The 13,940-nt window shown below is 72.5% G+C and carries 12 protein-coding genes; 6 read left to right on the top strand and 6 right to left on the bottom strand.

Annotated elements, in window-relative coordinates; all coding sequences use genetic code 11:
* Positions 1-69 precede the first annotated feature (69 nt).
* Entirely contained in the window at positions 70-720 is a 651-nt protein-coding gene (locus tag ACFYR0_RS12170) for a TetR/AcrR family transcriptional regulator (protein WP_389325304.1), read from the bottom strand.
* A 336-nt stretch (positions 721-1,056) separates the two neighbouring features.
* On the opposite strand from ACFYR0_RS12170, the gene ACFYR0_RS12165 reads away from it, so the two are divergent.
* Positions 1,057-2,040: an SDR family oxidoreductase gene (locus ACFYR0_RS12165; protein ID WP_389325301.1), complete on the top strand. Its 984-nt coding sequence runs from the start codon at positions 1,057-1,059 to the stop codon at positions 2,038-2,040.
* A 48-nt stretch (positions 2,041-2,088) separates the two neighbouring features.
* Here ACFYR0_RS12165 and ACFYR0_RS12160 read toward each other — a convergent pair whose 3' ends face one another.
* Positions 2,089-3,312, bottom strand: coding sequence for an RNA-guided endonuclease InsQ/TnpB family protein (locus ACFYR0_RS12160; protein WP_389325298.1), 1,224 nt, complete (start codon positions 3,310-3,312; stop codon positions 2,089-2,091).
* A 355-nt stretch (positions 3,313-3,667) separates the two neighbouring features.
* Here ACFYR0_RS12160 and ACFYR0_RS12155 point away from each other — a divergent pair, with 355 nt between their 5' ends.
* The 5 genes from ACFYR0_RS12155 (at position 3,668) to ACFYR0_RS12135 (ending at position 8,972) form a co-directional block, all read left to right on the top strand.
* Complete coding sequence (locus ACFYR0_RS12155) at positions 3,668-4,501, top strand: DUF4397 domain-containing protein (protein WP_389325295.1); 834 nt, start codon at positions 3,668-3,670, stop codon at positions 4,499-4,501.
* Positions 4,502-4,614: 113 nt separating this feature from the next.
* Complete coding sequence (locus tag ACFYR0_RS12150; RefSeq protein ID WP_389325292.1) at positions 4,615-5,292, top strand: class F sortase; 678 nt, start codon at positions 4,615-4,617, stop codon at positions 5,290-5,292.
* A 5-nt stretch (positions 5,293-5,297) separates the two neighbouring features.
* Positions 5,298-5,894 (top strand): sigma-70 family RNA polymerase sigma factor, encoded by a 597-nt coding sequence (locus ACFYR0_RS12145; protein WP_389325481.1) that lies wholly within the window; start codon positions 5,298-5,300, stop codon positions 5,892-5,894.
* Complete coding sequence (locus ACFYR0_RS12140; protein WP_389325289.1) at positions 5,881-6,657, top strand: anti-sigma factor; 777 nt, start codon at positions 5,881-5,883, stop codon at positions 6,655-6,657. The genes ACFYR0_RS12145 and ACFYR0_RS12140 overlap by 14 nt, the downstream gene beginning before the upstream one ends.
* A 239-nt stretch (positions 6,658-6,896) precedes the next feature.
* Positions 6,897-8,972, top strand: coding sequence for an MMPL family transporter (locus tag ACFYR0_RS12135; protein WP_389325286.1), 2,076 nt, complete (start codon positions 6,897-6,899; stop codon positions 8,970-8,972).
* Between the two features lie 112 nt (positions 8,973-9,084).
* Here the strand turns inward: ACFYR0_RS12135 and ACFYR0_RS12130 are convergent, their stop codons facing one another.
* Genes ACFYR0_RS12130 through ACFYR0_RS12115 form a run of 4 tightly spaced genes read right to left on the bottom strand, consistent with a single transcriptional unit; the run spans position 9,085 to position 13,928 of the window.
* On the bottom strand, positions 9,085-10,083 hold the full coding sequence (locus tag ACFYR0_RS12130; RefSeq protein ID WP_389325283.1) for a DUF5914 domain-containing protein: 999 nt from the start codon (positions 10,081-10,083) through the stop codon (positions 9,085-9,087).
* A complete protein-coding gene (locus ACFYR0_RS12125; RefSeq protein WP_389325281.1) occupies positions 10,080-11,084 on the bottom strand; it encodes a phytoene/squalene synthase family protein in 1,005 nt (334 codons plus the stop codon). Before ACFYR0_RS12125 ends, ACFYR0_RS12130 begins: the two co-directional genes overlap by 4 nt.
* Positions 11,071-12,630: a phytoene desaturase gene (locus ACFYR0_RS12120; RefSeq protein WP_389325278.1), complete on the bottom strand. Its 1,560-nt coding sequence runs from the start codon at positions 12,628-12,630 to the stop codon at positions 11,071-11,073. Before ACFYR0_RS12120 ends, ACFYR0_RS12125 begins: the two co-directional genes overlap by 14 nt.
* Entirely contained in the window at positions 12,627-13,928 is a 1,302-nt protein-coding gene (locus ACFYR0_RS12115; protein ID WP_389325275.1) for a polyprenyl synthetase family protein, read from the bottom strand. Before ACFYR0_RS12115 ends, ACFYR0_RS12120 begins: the two co-directional genes overlap by 4 nt.
* Positions 13,929-13,940: the final 12 nt, after the last annotated feature.

Here is a 13,940-nt window from a genome sequence, read left to right as displayed (position 1 = left end):
GCGTGGCGCATGGCAGGAGGGGCGTCCGGGAGACGCGTGGAACTCAAGCGCCGGAACCGGAAACGCCTCTCACGCTTCGTGCGGCGTGAAGCTGCAGAGCAGGGGCGCGATGAGCCGCCGGAGGTTTTCTCGCCGAACCTGTGGAGGGACGTTCAGTAGAGGCATCGGGCCCGTCAGCCCGGGGGTGTGCGCGAGCAGCGCCAAGTTCGGCAGGATCGTCAGCAGGAGAGCGAGCAGGGCCTCCAGATCGGAGTCCTTCCGCAGATGGCCCAGGTCGACCGCTTGCTGTAGGAGTGGGCGCAGGCTCGTCATATAGAGGTCGTTCACGGGTGTGCGCACGGCGGCACGGACGGCCGGGTCCATTTCCATGTTGGTCGCTGCCGTGACACCGCGTTCCAGCGGGTGTTCCGCGAAATAGACCACCCAGGCATCCAGGGCATCGAGGAAATGGCCGGCGAAGCCGCGTGTGCCGTCATAGCTCTCGAGCCAGGGCCTGAGGTTCTCGTGCACGCGCAGAGAGGTCTGCTCGGCGACGTAGGTGAACAGATCCAGCTTTCCGGCGAAGTACTGGAACAGGGATCCCTTTGCGACGCCTGCCTCGCGGGCGATGACGTTCAGGCTGCCCGTCGAGTAGCCGTGCGTGCCGAACTCGTCCATCGCCGCGATGAGAATGCGCTCGCGGCGGGCCGGAGACAGGCGGGCCCAGGTAGGCGTTGGCATCGGCACTCCACAGGTGACCGGGTGGTCATATGACCACCCGGTCATAGTCGAGGCCGGCAAGGCGTGATGTCAATGCGTCTGTCACACCCGTTCCAGACGCCCCATGCCGACCTGGATGCCTTTCACGGCGCAGCCGACCCCGGTCGTCGCCGCTCTGCCCTGCATCCGGCGAGACGAGCCGAACCGAAGAAGGAGGTGCGGGAACGACACGGAGTGATCGGCGAGGTCGAGATCGCCCCAGCACCCGGGGTGAGTCGAGAGCGCCTCGGTACCGGGGGCAATTCGTAGCCGTGGATCCGTCGGTGGCCGACGGAGACAGAGGGCGAGGACCATGGAATGAGCGGCCGAGGATTCCTTCCCCGACGTGTCGCCCGGGTTTCCCGAAGTGTCGCCCGGCCCCCGAGCCCGCCCCTGGACGGCTCGCCCCTGCGTGGACGGGTCGCCGTCGTCACCGGGGCCGCCCGCGGGGTGGGCGCGGCGCTCGCCGTCGCTCTGAGTCATGCCGGCGCGCGGGTCGCACTTCTCGGCCGCGAGGAGGAGAGGCTGCGCGAGGCCACGGCGGGGATGTCCTCGCCCGGCCTGTGCGTGGAGGTGGACGTGACCGACCTCGGCGGCCTCGAGGCCGCGGCGAGGGAGGTCGAGGCTCGACTCGGCCCCGCCGACGTGGTGGTGGCGAATGCGGGGATCGCCGTCAGCGGGCCGTTCCGTGACACCGATCCCGACCTGTGGCGACGGGTTGTCGAGGTCAACCTGCTCGGTGCCGCGAACACCGCCAGGGCCTTCCTGCCCCACCTCACCCGCACCCGCGGCTACTTCCTGGAGATCGCCTCGACCGCCGCGTTCGGCTCCGCGCCCATGATGAGCGCCTACTGCGCCTCCAAGGCGGGCGCCGAGTCCTTCGCCCAGGCCCTGCGCGGCGAACTCGCGCCCGAGGGCATCGGCGTCGGCATCGCGTATCTGCACTGGACCGGAACCGACATGATCGACGGACTCGACGACAACCCGGTGCTCAGGGCCCTGCGCGCACATCAGCCCTGGTTCGCCCGGCGTGTGCAGACCCCGGCGCGGGTGGCCGGGCTGCTCACCGCCGGCATCGAGCGACGCGCCCCCGCCGTCTACGCGCCGCCCTGGCTGCGCTGGTGCCAGCCGCTGCGCCCGGTCTTCCCGATGCTGGTCACCCACATCTCCCGGCGGGAACTGCGGCAGCGCACCGGGCCGGATTTCGCCGTCGGCACCGGACTCCTCGGCGCGGGCGGCCTGGCCGACTGGAACGCGGGCCGGCCCTCGCCGCGCCACCGACGGGACGCATACGGAAATTGACATCCTCCCCTCCCTGAAGGACTTTCCTGAAGGGACGGGATTCCTGGCTCAGGCTGCCTCCGGGAGCAGCGCTCCCAAAGGTCTTACGCCCTCGGCACCAGCCGGGTTGAGACCAGCCCGGACCAGCATCACGCGGGCGGAGTTCTTGTCCCTGGGGGATACGGTTCCGCACGCGGTGCAGGTGTAGGTACGTTCCGAAAGAGGAAGTGCGTGCTTGGTTCTCGCTCCGCACGACGCGCAGTCCATGGTGGTGTGCGCGGGATGCACGAGACGGATGTCCCGCCCATGCTTGCGGCCCGTCTCGATCAGGGCCGTCTTGGTGGCGCCGATCGCCGCGTCGGCGGCTTTGCGGGCCATAGTGGTACGGCTGAGGAACTTCGGGCGGAAGTCCTCGACGGCGACCGCGTCATGGTCGCGGACAACACGCTTGGCCCACTTGCGGGCGGTGTCCTGCCGCTGCCGTGCGACCTTCTTGTGCACCTTGGCGGTCTGCCGCTGAGCTTCGCGGTAGCCCTTGGATGCGGCCTGTCCGCGCGTGGGCTTCCGGCGGGCCGTCATCCGCTGGTAGCGGGCGAGGCGCTGTGCGGCGCGCCTGCCGTGCTCGGCGTGGGGGAGGTCGTGCGCGGCGGACGTAGTGGTGGCGGTCTCCCTGACACCCCAGTCCACACCGAGCACGGCACCCGTGGCGGGGAGCGGCTGGGTCTCGGTGGCGACGACGAACGACGCGTACCAGTGCCCCAGGCTGTCCTGGTACACGCGCACGCTGGTGGGTGCGGCCGGGAGTTCGCGGGACCGGACGACCGTCAGGACGATGCCGCCCGCGACGTGCAGGCGCCCGTCTTTCAGGCGGAATCCGCGCCGGGTGTAGTTCAGTGTGGGCAGCGCCTCACGCTTCTTCTTCGGTTTCGGCATCCCGGCGCGCTGCCGGATCGGCAGCTTCGCCTTGATGTCCTTCATCGCCTTGGCGCGGGACTTGGCGAAGTCGCGGATGGTCTGCTGCTGCGGCACCGACGCGCCCTCACGCAGCCACCCCATTGCGGTGCGGGCCTCGGTCAGCATCTTGTCGAGTTGGGCCGGCCCGCACGTCGTCTTCCCAGCGGCGTCCTGGTTCGCGGCGTGGACCTTGCGGGACATGGCCACGCATTCGTTCCACACCCATCGGCAGCGCGCCCACTCGGCCATCAGGCCCGTGCGGGCGGTCGACGACACGCGGAGCCGGTAGGTGTACCGGGCATGCCCGGCATTCTCCTGGCGTTTCTCTGGTGTCGTCATGGCTTGATCCTAGCGTGGAAGACGAGAAGTGGATCTCTCTCCTCCTGCCAACGGAACTGCACACACGCCTTGTTGAGGAGGCCCGCGCCGACCGGCGGTCCCTCAACTCCGAGATCGTCCACCTGCGTGAGGTCGCTCTCGGCCCGGTGGGTGGAGACGACCCATCGCCCTGAAGGCGATTGCTCCTCCCTTGCTCTGCTCCGCAGGGGTCCGATTCCTCCCCGACCTGAAGGTCGGGGAGGAATCGGAGGTATCAGGTGAGACCGATCGTGCGGGAAGTGAAACCGATCGTGCGGGTGCGGCGGAATGTGTCCTCACAGTGCCAGTCATTCCTGAGCCGAAGGGACAGACCGCCATGAACGCACGTATGAAGAGCGCCGCCCTGGCCGCCGGAGCCGCCGCCGTCGTGTCCGTGACCGCCGCGGCACCCGCCTTCGCACTGCAGGGCGCCGCCGAGGACCAGGCCACCGTCACGGTCCTGCACGCCGTGCCCGGTCTCACTGTGGACGTCTACGCCGGTGACGACGAACTGATCCCCGACTTCAAGCCGGGCACGCTGACCGACCCGATGAAACTCGACGCCGGCTCCTACGACATCAAGATCTTCCCGGACGGTGAGGGGCCCGACGGCACACCGGCCATCGAGAAGACCGTCGACGTACCCGCGGGGGCGAACGCGACCCTCGTGGCCCATCTGACCGCCGACGGCGACCCCGCGCTGGACGCCTTCGTCAACGACACCTCCAAGGTTCCGGCCGGCCAGGCCCGACTGACCGTCCGCCACGTCGCGGCGGCGCCCGCGGTCGACGTACGCGCGGACGGCACACCGGTGTTCAAGGATCTGGTCAACCCGAAGGAGGCCAAGGGCGACGTCGCCGCCGGAACGGTCTCCGCGGACGTGGTCCTGGCGGGCACCGACACGGTCGCGATCGGTCCGGCCGATCTGAACCTGGCGGAGGGCACCAACACCGTCGTCTACGCCTGGGGCAGCGCCGATGACAAGAACCTGGCCCTCAAGACCCAGACCCTGAAGGGCATGCACTCGGCTCCGGGCGGCGTTCCCGCGGGCGAGAGCGGACAGGCCGCGGCACACAACGAGGGTCTCCCGCTCGGGGCGATCTCGCTCGGCGCGCTGTCCGCCCTCGGCGTCGCGGGCGTCCTGGTCCGGCTGCGCGCCACGGCGCGCTGAGCCCACCCGGCACCGACGGGCAGGCACCGCAGAACCTCTCCCCGGTCCGTGGTGTGCCGCGGGAGCCGACGGCACACCACGGACCACGAGCGAAGAGAAGACGCTGCATGATCATGAAGTCGTCTCGCCGGGTTCTCCTCGCCGCACTCGCTGTCGCGGTCGCGGGGCTCACCCTGTCGACCGTGTGGCTGGTGCGGGAGACGTCCCGGCAGACGGTGAGCGGACCGGCCGACTTCGGCCCCGCGCGGGCCGGCGCCGACAGCCGGTCACTGCCGTCCACGCCACGCGCGGACGTGTCAGCCGACGGGCCCGGGCGATCGCCCGCCGTCCCGGCGCAGGTCGCAGGGCCGCGGACGTTGACGCTCGCACGCCTCGGCGTGACGGCGCCGATCGATCCCGTCGCCGTCTCCGACGACGGACAGGTCGAAGTTCCCGACGATCCCCGGCGGGTCGGCTGGTACCGCTTCTCCCCGCCGCCGGGCTCGAAGCAGGGTTCCGCGGTGCTGGTCGGTCACGTCGACTCCGACGGCCGCGGGCTCGGCGTCCTCGTGGCCCTGAACGACGTGCGCTCGGGTGATCAGGTTCTGGTGGAGCGCGCCGACGGCAGCACGGTCGAGTACCGCGTCACCGCACGCCGCGCGATCGACAAGAGCGCGCTGGCCGGGTCCGGTGCGTTCCAGCGGGAGGGACCGGCGGTCCTCACCCTCATCACCTGCACCGGTGCCTACCTCCCCGCCGCCGGCGGGTACCAGCAGAACCTGGTCGTCACGGCCGTGGAAGAAGGAACGTGAGGGCGATGTGGGGCGGTGCCAAGGTGCTGGCCGCCACCGTGGCCCGCGTGACGGCCGTCTCCGACGACGAGCTCGGCGACGGGTTCACCGCGGGTGACGAGGCCTGCCTCAACGAGGCGTACCGGCGCTGGGGCGCACTCGTCTTCACGGTCGTCCTGCGACGGGTCGGAGATCCGGAGGAGGCCAAGGACGTCACCCAGCAGGTGTTCGTCGACGCCTGGCGCGGCCGGGCGGGCTACGACCCACGGCGGGGAGCCCTGAAGACCTGGATCCTCGGGATCACCCACCACAAGGTGGCCGACGCGCTGACCCGCCGCTCGCGGCACGCCAGGGACCTGGAGGCGGCCGCCGCGGCCGTGCCCGAGGTCTCGCACCGGACTCCTCCCTCCGACGCGGTCGTAGACCACATTCTCCTCGTGGAGGAGCTTGAGAGACTTCCCGAACAGCAACAGACTGTCTTGACGTTGGCCTTCTTCGAGGACCTGACCCAGAGTCAGATCGCCGAACGCACCGGGCTTCCGCTCGGCACCGTCAAGAGCTGCACGCGGCGTGGACTGATACGCCTCAGGAACCGGTTGGAGGTGGACGATGGAGCACGTTGATGAGGAGACACTCGCCCTGATGGCGCTCGGGGAGGACTCGTCCCCCTCCGCGAAGGACCATGTGCGGCACTGCGCGCACTGCGCGCGGGAACTGGCGGCACTGACGCGTGTGGTCTCGGCCCTCAGGACACCCTCGATCCACGAACACGAGCTGACCTCCCCGCCCGTGGACCTGTGGGACTCCATCGCCGACGAGCTCGGGCTGGAACAGAGCGCCGGCGGGGGAAGGGCCGAGGAGGGCGACCACGGCATTCGGGCGGCCGGGCGCGAGCGGCCGCGTTCCGCCGGTGCCGGCACGGCCGGCGGCCGGCCGCGGCGTGGGAATCGCCGCCTGGCCCGCCTCGGCGTCGCCGTCGCCGCCTGCGCCGCGCTGCTCGGTGCCGCTGCCGGGAGCGGCGTCACCTGGTGGGCGATGCGCACCTCCACCAGCGCTCCCTCCGCCGACGGCCGCCAACTCGACTCGCTCCAGGACGAGTCCGCCGGCTACGCCCGCCTCAGCGACGACCCGGGGCACCGCACGCTCGACGTCACGGTCAAGGGCCTTCCGCGGACCTCCGGTTACTTCGAGGTCTGGCTCATGGACCGCACCCACACCAAGCTGGTGTCGATGGGCGTGCTCGGCGCCGACGGCCACGCCACCCTGCCGGTGCCCGACAACATCGACCTCGACGAGTACTCGGTGGTCGATGTGTCGGTTCAGCCCTACAACGGCCGCCCGGACCACTCGGGCGACAGCCTGGTCCGCGGGCCGTACGCCGGTTGACGGCGTGTCCCATTACATCTCCTGACCGGGCGCCGGTCACCCGGCTCCGCGAGTCGCGCGTACCGCTCGGCCGACCCGGCCCGATGCCGTTGCCGGGATCGATGCGGACGTGGGTGCATCCGCCGACCCCCCTCCTCGGGAACGTTCAGTCACATGCTTCAATCTCTCTCAATCATTGAGATTACTCTCCGGTGAGATTGTTTATCACCAAGAGATATCCCTGCCCCCATGGAGTTCTCATGTCCCGACCCCTGCGATGGGCCGGCCGACTGCTGCCGCTGCTCGTCGTCGTCGCCTGGCTGGCCATCGGCGGTGGCCTCGGCCCCTACGCGGGCAAGCTCGGCGAGGTCTCGACCAACGACCAGGCCGCGTTCCTGCCGCGCAGCGCCGAGTCGACCCAGGTGATAGAGGCCCAGGAGGCCTTCCGCCAGGCAGAGTCCCTGCCCGCGGTGATCATCTGGACCGCGGCCGACGGCGGCAGGCTCGGGCCCGGGGAGCAGGCCGACGCCACCCAGGCCCTCGCCGGTCTGAAGGGGAGGCCGGGAGTGCTCGCGACCCCGTCCCCGGCGATCGCCTCGGACGACCAGGAGGCGCTCCAGGGCGTCGTCCAGTTGCGCCCCGACCTCGGTGAAGAGCTGCCCACGACGCTGGAGGCCGTGGAGAAGGCGGCCGCCGCCGTACCGGGGACGACCGTGCAGCTCGCCGGTCCCGCCGCCACCCAGGCCGACCTGGCCGACGCCTTCGCCGGCATCGACGGCCTCCTGCTCGGCGTCGCCCTGGTCACGGTGCTGCTGATCCTGCTGCTGGTGTACCGCAGCCTGCTGCTCCCGCTGGTGATCATCATCGGCGCGGTGTTCTCGCTCGGTCTCGCCTGCGCGGTGGTCTATGTGCTCGCCGACCATGACATCGTCCGCGTCGACGGACAGGTGCAGGGCATCCTCTCCATCCTGGTGATCGGTGCCGCCACCGACTACGCGCTCCTGCTCGCGGCCCGGTTCCGTGAGGAACTGGGTGCCCGCGAGGGCGACCGTGTCGCCGCCATGCGTGCCGCGCTGCGCCAGTCCGTGGGACCGGTCACGGCCAGCGCCGCCACCGTCGCCCTCGGCCTGCTGGCGCTGCTGTTCAGCGATCTGACGAACAACCGCGCACTCGGACCGGTCGGCGCGATCGGCATCGTCTGCGCCGTGCTGAGCGCCCTGACCTTCCTGCCCGCGGTCCTGCTCCTCTTCGGCCGCGCCGCCTACTGGCCGGCCAAGGTCAGGCCCACGCGGGACGAGGGGCACCCGGTGTGGCGCCGTGTCGCCGACGTCGTCGACCGGGCGCCCCGGAAGGTGTGGGCCGCGACCCTCGCGGGCCTGCTCGCCTGCGCCGTGTTCTGGCCGACCCTGGAGTCCAAGGGCGTCCCGCTCGACGAGATCTTCGTGAACGACGCCCCGTCCGTGGCGGCCCAGGCGACCCTCGGGCAGCACTTCCCCGGCGGTGCCGGAAACCCGGCCGTCGTCATCGCCGACGCCGCGTCGGCCGCCGGGGTGCGTTCGGCCGCCGAGTCGGTCCGCGGCGTGGACTCCGCCGACGTCGTCACCGTCTCCGGGCGTCCCGGGACGGGTGAGGCGCTGGTCGCCGACGGACGGGTCAGGATCGACGTGACCCTCGCCGACACCGCGGACTCGGACGCCGCCAAGGACACCGTCGCCCGGCTGCGGACGGCACTGCACGAGGTTCCGGACGCGGACGTCCTGGTCGGCGGGTACACCGCCCAGCAGTACGACACCCAGCGCACCGCCGAGCGCGACCGCAACCTCATCGTGCCGGTCGTCCTCGCGATCATCCTCGTGATCCTCGTCGGACTGCTCCGCTCGCTCCTGCTGCCCGTGCTCCTCGTCGCCACCGTCGCGCTCAACTTCGCGGCCACCCTCGGCGTTTCGGCCCTGGTGTTCGAGAACGTCCTCGGCTTCAGCGGCACCGACTCCTCCGTCCCCCTCTACGGATTCGTCTTCCTCGTGGCGCTGGGCGTCGACTACAACATCTTCCTGATGTCCCGGGTGCGCGAGGAGGCGCTCAGGCACGGCACCCGGGAGGGCGTGCGCCGCGGGCTCGTGGCGACCGGCGGGGTGATCACCTCGGCGGGTGTCGTTCTCGCCGCGACCTTCGCCGCCCTCGGCGTCATCCCGCTCGCCTTCCTGGCCCAGATCGCGTTCATCGTGGCCTTCGGCGTGCTGCTGGACACCCTGGTGGTGCGCTCACTGCTGGTCCCCGCACTGGTCCGCGACATCGGCCGCACCGCCTGGTGGCCGGGCGCCCTCAGCCGCCGGTAGGCGAAGCGGCTCAGGGGCCCCGTCCGCCGGGGCACAGGGGAGTGGCGTGGGCATCCGTGCGGGGGCCCACGCCACTCGCGTTTCGGCGGCGGGCACGCGGGGGCGGGGCCCCTCAGCCCGGGAAACGGCCCGTGGAACGCAGCTGCCAGCGGCGTTCGGCGTAGGCGAGGTCGTCCCGCCACAGCCGGCCGGCTGCGGTGCGCATCAGCGGCCGCATGAGCGGTGCGGCCCGGCGGGCGAGGGCGAAGCCCCTCCGGCCCGAGGTCGCCACCACGGCCTCGACGACGGCCGTGCGCGGACGGCCCCGCTCGTCGGAGCCCAGGGGAGTGGCGTGGGTCTCCACCACGGTGCCCGCGCCCTCCCCTTCGGTGATGCGCATGACGACGGTGCGCGGCCCGGGAGCGGTGAACACCGCCCGGACCGGGACGACGAGCCGCCCCGCGACCTTGAAGGAGACATCGACGGTGAAACGGTCGTCGGCCGCGTCCGGCGAGCCGACCACGGTGAGATCGACGAACGAGTACGGGTGGAACCACGCCCCGTGCCAGGGATCGAGGCGGTTGGCCACGACGTCCTCGGGCTCGCACGTCCCGAAGCCCGTGTAGACGGCCGTCAGCCCTTCCGCGGCGGCCGGGCGCTCCGGTACGACGGGTGCGTCCAGGGCCGGTTCCCCGCCGGCCTCGTCCAGCCGTACCCAGACGAGGACCCCGTCGTCGAAGGCCGGCAGCGGCTGCCAGCCCGCGAACGGCCCGCCGTCCAGGGCCAGTCCGTGCCAGTGGCACACCAGCGTGCCGCAGCGGACGGGGCTGTCGGCCAGCGGCGCCCCGAGGTGCGGGCAGATACCGGGACCGGCGAGGGGCCGGCCGTCGCGGCCGCGCCAGACGACGACCTCCCGGCCGGCCACGTCCAGCGCCAGGGGCCGGTCGCGGCGCAGCGCCTCGGAGGCGCCGACGACGTACCAGTTCCCCGACGGCCTGGCCTGTGCCTGTTTCAGGGCTCGCGCGATCACCGCGGGCCTGGCCTCCCGCCAGGTGGGCTCCTGCCGGTGCCAGGGGACGGGGCGGCGGCGCAGGGACAGGGGAACGCGCCGGTCGCGGCGCCCGGAGTTCACGCGGCCTCCTCGGAGACGTGCCGGTCAGGACGCGCCGACGGCGAGCCGCTCGCGGTCCGCGGGCGGTAGCGGTGGCGCAGCCGCGCGGCGACCACCCGGGCGAGCCCCTCGGCCGCCACCACGGCACGGTCGGCGCGCGGCACCACCGCACGGCGGTGCAGCACCGAGTAGCCGTCCCGGGCGACGGCGTCGAGGATGCCTCCGTAGAGCACGAACGCCGTGCGGATGCAGGGCCGGGCGACCGGATCGAGCATCGCGATACCCGGCTGCGCCTCCTGGTAGACGCCACGTGTCAGCGCCTCGAACGCGCGCAGCGCGGCGGTGACCCGCCGGTCGTGCCGGCCCGTGTCCCGGCACCAGCGCAGCAGCGCGCGGTCGACGCCGTGCGCGGCGAGCAGATCGGCGGGCAGGTACACCCGGCCGCGGTCGAGGTCCTCGCCCGTGTCCCGCAGGAAGTTGGTCAGCTGGAACGCCACACCGAGGGACGCCGCGTACGGTGCGGCCTCCTCGCGGGGCACGACCGTGCCGAGGACCGGGAGCATCTGGAGCCCGATCACTGCGGCCGAGCCGTGCATGTAGCCGCGCAGATCGGCATAGGTGGGGTAGTCCGTCACCTCCAGATCCGACCTCATCGCCGTCATGAAGTCGTGGAAATGCGTGTGGTCGACGGCGTAGCGGCGTGCCGTGTCGGTGAGGGCGAGCACCACGGGTTCGTCGGTGGCCCCGCCCCGCAGTCCCTCGTCCAACCGCTCCTGGAGAGCGGCCAGTTCCATGGCCCGCCGGCCGTTGTCGAGGCCGGGGTCGAGGGAGTCGACGATGTCGTCGGCCCACCGTGCGAACCCGTACAGCGCGTGCACGGCCGGCCGGCGGTCGGCGGGCAGCAGCCGGGTGGCCAGGAAGTAGGTCTTGCCGTGCGCCCGGTTGAGGGCACGGCAGCGCAGGTACGCCGACCGCAGCACCGGGTCGGTGATGCCCGCCGCGTCGAGTTCACGCTCGGTCATCGGCCTTCTCCTTCGCTGGGGCCTCGGCGGTGGCGGTCGCGCCGGCGCGGGACGGGCGGCGCCGGGTGCCGCCGGTGACGCGGGCCGCCGCGAGCTTCCCGGAGACCAGCGCGGTCGGCACTCCGACACCGGGCGTGGTGCCGCAGCCGGCGAGTACGGCGTTCTCGGTGCCCCGGACCAGGTTGCGCGGCCGGAACGGACCGGTCTGCGCGAGGGTGTGCGCCGCCGAGAACGGCGTTCCCGCCGCGTGCCCCTGGCCGTGCCAGTCGGCCGGGGTGACGAGGCACTCCTCCTCGATGGAGGCCTCGAAACCGTCGAGTCCGCGTGCCTCCAACTCGCGCAGCAGCCTGTCCCGGTAGCGCGGTCCGAGGTCCTGCCAGGCGGAACCGCCGGGCCCGATCTCGGTGTTGGGGCAGGGGGCGAGGACGTAGTGCAGATGGCGGCCCGGCGGGGCGAGCGAGGGGTCGGTGGTCGTGGGGCGGGTGATGAGGAGCGAGGGATCGCTCATCAGCCGTCCGTCGCGGGTGAGTTCGTCGAACGTCGTCCGCCAGGCGGCGCCGAACGAGATGGTGTGGTGGGCGAGTTGCGGCCAGGTCCGGGACGTGCCCGCGTGCAGCACGACCGCCGACGGCGAGTGCCGCAGCCGCACCGGGCGGCGCGGCCTGCGACCGAGGAGCCCGTAGGTGACGGGCAGGTCGGGGGTGAGCACGACCGCGTCGCAGGGGATGCGCTCCCGCGTGGTGACCACGGCGGTGATCCGCTCGCCCGACCGCTCCAGCCGCGTCACCTCCTGCCCGAACCGAAGGGAGGCTCCCGCGTCGGCCGCCGCGTCCGCCATGGCCCGCGGCAGGGCGTGCACACCGCCGCGCGGGAAGTGCACACCGGCGACCGTGTCCATGTAGGCGATCACCGCGTACGCGGCCAGGGCCCGCGACGGCGGTACCCCGGCGTAGAGCGCCTGGAAGGAGAACACACGCTGCAGCCGTTCGTCCCGCAGGAACCGGCCGATGCGGCGGTCGAGCCGGCCGAAGCCGCCGAGCGCCACGAGACGGGCGAGGTCGCCGGTGAGCAGATCCAGGGGCGAGTCGAAGTTGGCGTCGATGAAGTGCCGCATCTGCACCCGGTAGAGCCGCTCCAGCCACTCCCGCAGCCGCAGGTAGCCCGCCGCCTCACGCGCTCCGGCGAACCGCTCGACCTCCGCGGCCATGCGGTCGCCGTCGGTGTGCACGTCGAGGGAGCCGCCGTCGGCGAAACAGGCCCGGTAGGCCGGGTGCAGCGGCAGCAGCTCGACCCGCCGGTACAGACTGTCGCCGACGGCGGAGAAGGCCTCGTCGGCGAGGTCGGGCATGGTCAGCACCGTGGGCCCGGTGTCGATCCGGTAGCCGCCCCGCTCGATCCGGCCGGCCCGGCCGCCCGGCAGCGCGTCACGCTCGACGACGGTGACCCGCCGTCCGGCACCGAGCAGGTGCAGGGCCGCGGACAGGCCGGCGAGCCCCGCGCCGACGACCACGACATGGTCGGTGCGGCCGGGCAGGACGCGGCTCATCGCCGGACCTCCGGCACACCCGGGCCAGCCATGTGCGGGCGGACGGACGGCACGTCGGCGGACCGCGCGGAACCCGCCGCGCTCAGCAGCGCACGCAGCCTGCCCGCCGCGTCCGTGGCGGGCAGGGCACGGTCGAAACGCCGCAGCCCCTGCGCGGTCAGCCGGTCGATCTTGGACTCGACCGCGGCCCGGGCCCCCGTGCGCACCAGCACGTCCCGTACGTCGTCCAGGCCCGTCGCGGTCAGACCGTCATCGCCCAGGGCCCCCTCCAGCACGGCCAGGGAGCGACGGTCGCAGGCCGCTTCGGCGCGTGCCACGGCGACGGCGACGAGGTAGGTCGGCTTGCCCTCGCGGATGTCCCCGCCGACGGCCTTGCCGGTGCGACGCGGATCGCCGAAGACGTCGTTCAGGTCGTCGCGCAGTTGGAACGCCATCCCCGCGCAGCGCCCGGCCGAGCACAGCGCCTCCGAGGTGACGGCGTCCGCGCCCGCCACGGCCGCCCCCAGCGCCAGAGGCCGCTCGACCGAGTACAGCGCGCTCTTGAGACAGGCGGAGCGCAGTGCCCGGGGCTGCGAACGAGCGGCGGTGATCTGGCCCGCCAGTTCGAGGTACTGCCCCGCCACCATCTCCATGCGCATGTCGCTCCACAGCCGGCGCACCACCGTCGCCGTCCACGGGCCGAGCACGGTCTCGGCCACCGCGTCGTCCGCCCAGGCCAGCGCCAGGTCTCCGGCGAGGACCGCGGCCGCCTCCCCGAACCGGACGACACGCTCGGGCGAGGCGGATCCCGCGTAACGGCCTCCCAGCTCGGTGTGCAGCGACGGACGGCCGCGCCGCATCGCCGAGCCGTCCATCACGTCGTCGTGGACCAGGGCGCAGGTCTGGAGCAGCTCCAGTGCCGCCCCGATCCGCAGCGCCGCGTCGGCCGAATGCTCCTCGGCACCGCCGCAGGCCCGCATCGACCACCACACCAGTTGCGAGCGGGTGCGCTTGCCGCCCTCCTGCGTGAAGCGCCCGACCCGCTCGGCCAGTTCCCGTGCGAAGAGCCCGTCCGTGGCGCCCGCCCGGGCCAGTCGGTCGGCGAGTATCCCGTCGAGCACCCGGCCGACCGCGGCGGGAACGTCCGCGTCCACGGACGTCACGTCGAAGGCCGGTACGCCCGGGCCCGCCTCCCCGCACGTCCCGTCGGTGTCCTTCGGAGCCGGCCGCCCGCGCCGGGAGGACCCCGACAGAGGGACCAGGCGCGGAACAGGCGGCCCCGCGGCCGCACTGTGGTCCTTCGCCTGAATGGCGCGCATTCGGGTTCCTCT

The sequence above is a fragment of the Streptomyces sp. NPDC005017 genome, assembly GCF_042873115.1.
Taxonomy (GTDB): Bacteria; Actinomycetota; Actinomycetes; order Streptomycetales; family Streptomycetaceae; genus Streptomyces.
Note: the sequence above shows the minus strand (reverse complement) of the source record. Positions and strands in the feature narration are given on the sequence as shown.

Bases quoted from the DNA above. Each gene is read 5' to 3' on its own strand.
- ACFYR0_RS12170 (WP_389325304.1), bottom strand. From the start codon at position 720: ATGCCAACGCCTACCTGGGCCCGCCTGTCTCCGGCCCGCCGCGAGCGC.
- ACFYR0_RS12165 (WP_389325301.1), top strand. From the start codon at position 1,057: ATGAGCGGCCGAGGATTCCTTCCCCGACGTGTCGCCCGGGTTTCCCGA.
- ACFYR0_RS12160 (WP_389325298.1), bottom strand. From the start codon at position 3,312: ATGACGACACCAGAGAAACGCCAGGAGAATGCCGGGCATGCCCGGTAC.
- ACFYR0_RS12155 (WP_389325295.1), top strand. From the start codon at position 3,668: ATGAACGCACGTATGAAGAGCGCCGCCCTGGCCGCCGGAGCCGCCGCC.
- ACFYR0_RS12150 (WP_389325292.1), top strand. From the start codon at position 4,615: ATGAAGTCGTCTCGCCGGGTTCTCCTCGCCGCACTCGCTGTCGCGGTC.
- ACFYR0_RS12145 (WP_389325481.1), top strand. From the start codon at position 5,298: ATGTGGGGCGGTGCCAAGGTGCTGGCCGCCACCGTGGCCCGCGTGACG.
- ACFYR0_RS12140 (WP_389325289.1), top strand. From the start codon at position 5,881: ATGGAGCACGTTGATGAGGAGACACTCGCCCTGATGGCGCTCGGGGAG.
- ACFYR0_RS12135 (WP_389325286.1), top strand. From the start codon at position 6,897: ATGTCCCGACCCCTGCGATGGGCCGGCCGACTGCTGCCGCTGCTCGTC.
- ACFYR0_RS12125 (WP_389325281.1), bottom strand. From the start codon at position 11,084: ATGACCGAGCGTGAACTCGACGCGGCGGGCATCACCGACCCGGTGCTG.
- ACFYR0_RS12120 (WP_389325278.1), bottom strand. From the start codon at position 12,630: ATGAGCCGCGTCCTGCCCGGCCGCACCGACCATGTCGTGGTCGTCGGC.
- ACFYR0_RS12115 (WP_389325275.1), bottom strand. From the start codon at position 13,928: ATGCGCGCCATTCAGGCGAAGGACCACAGTGCGGCCGCGGGGCCGCCT.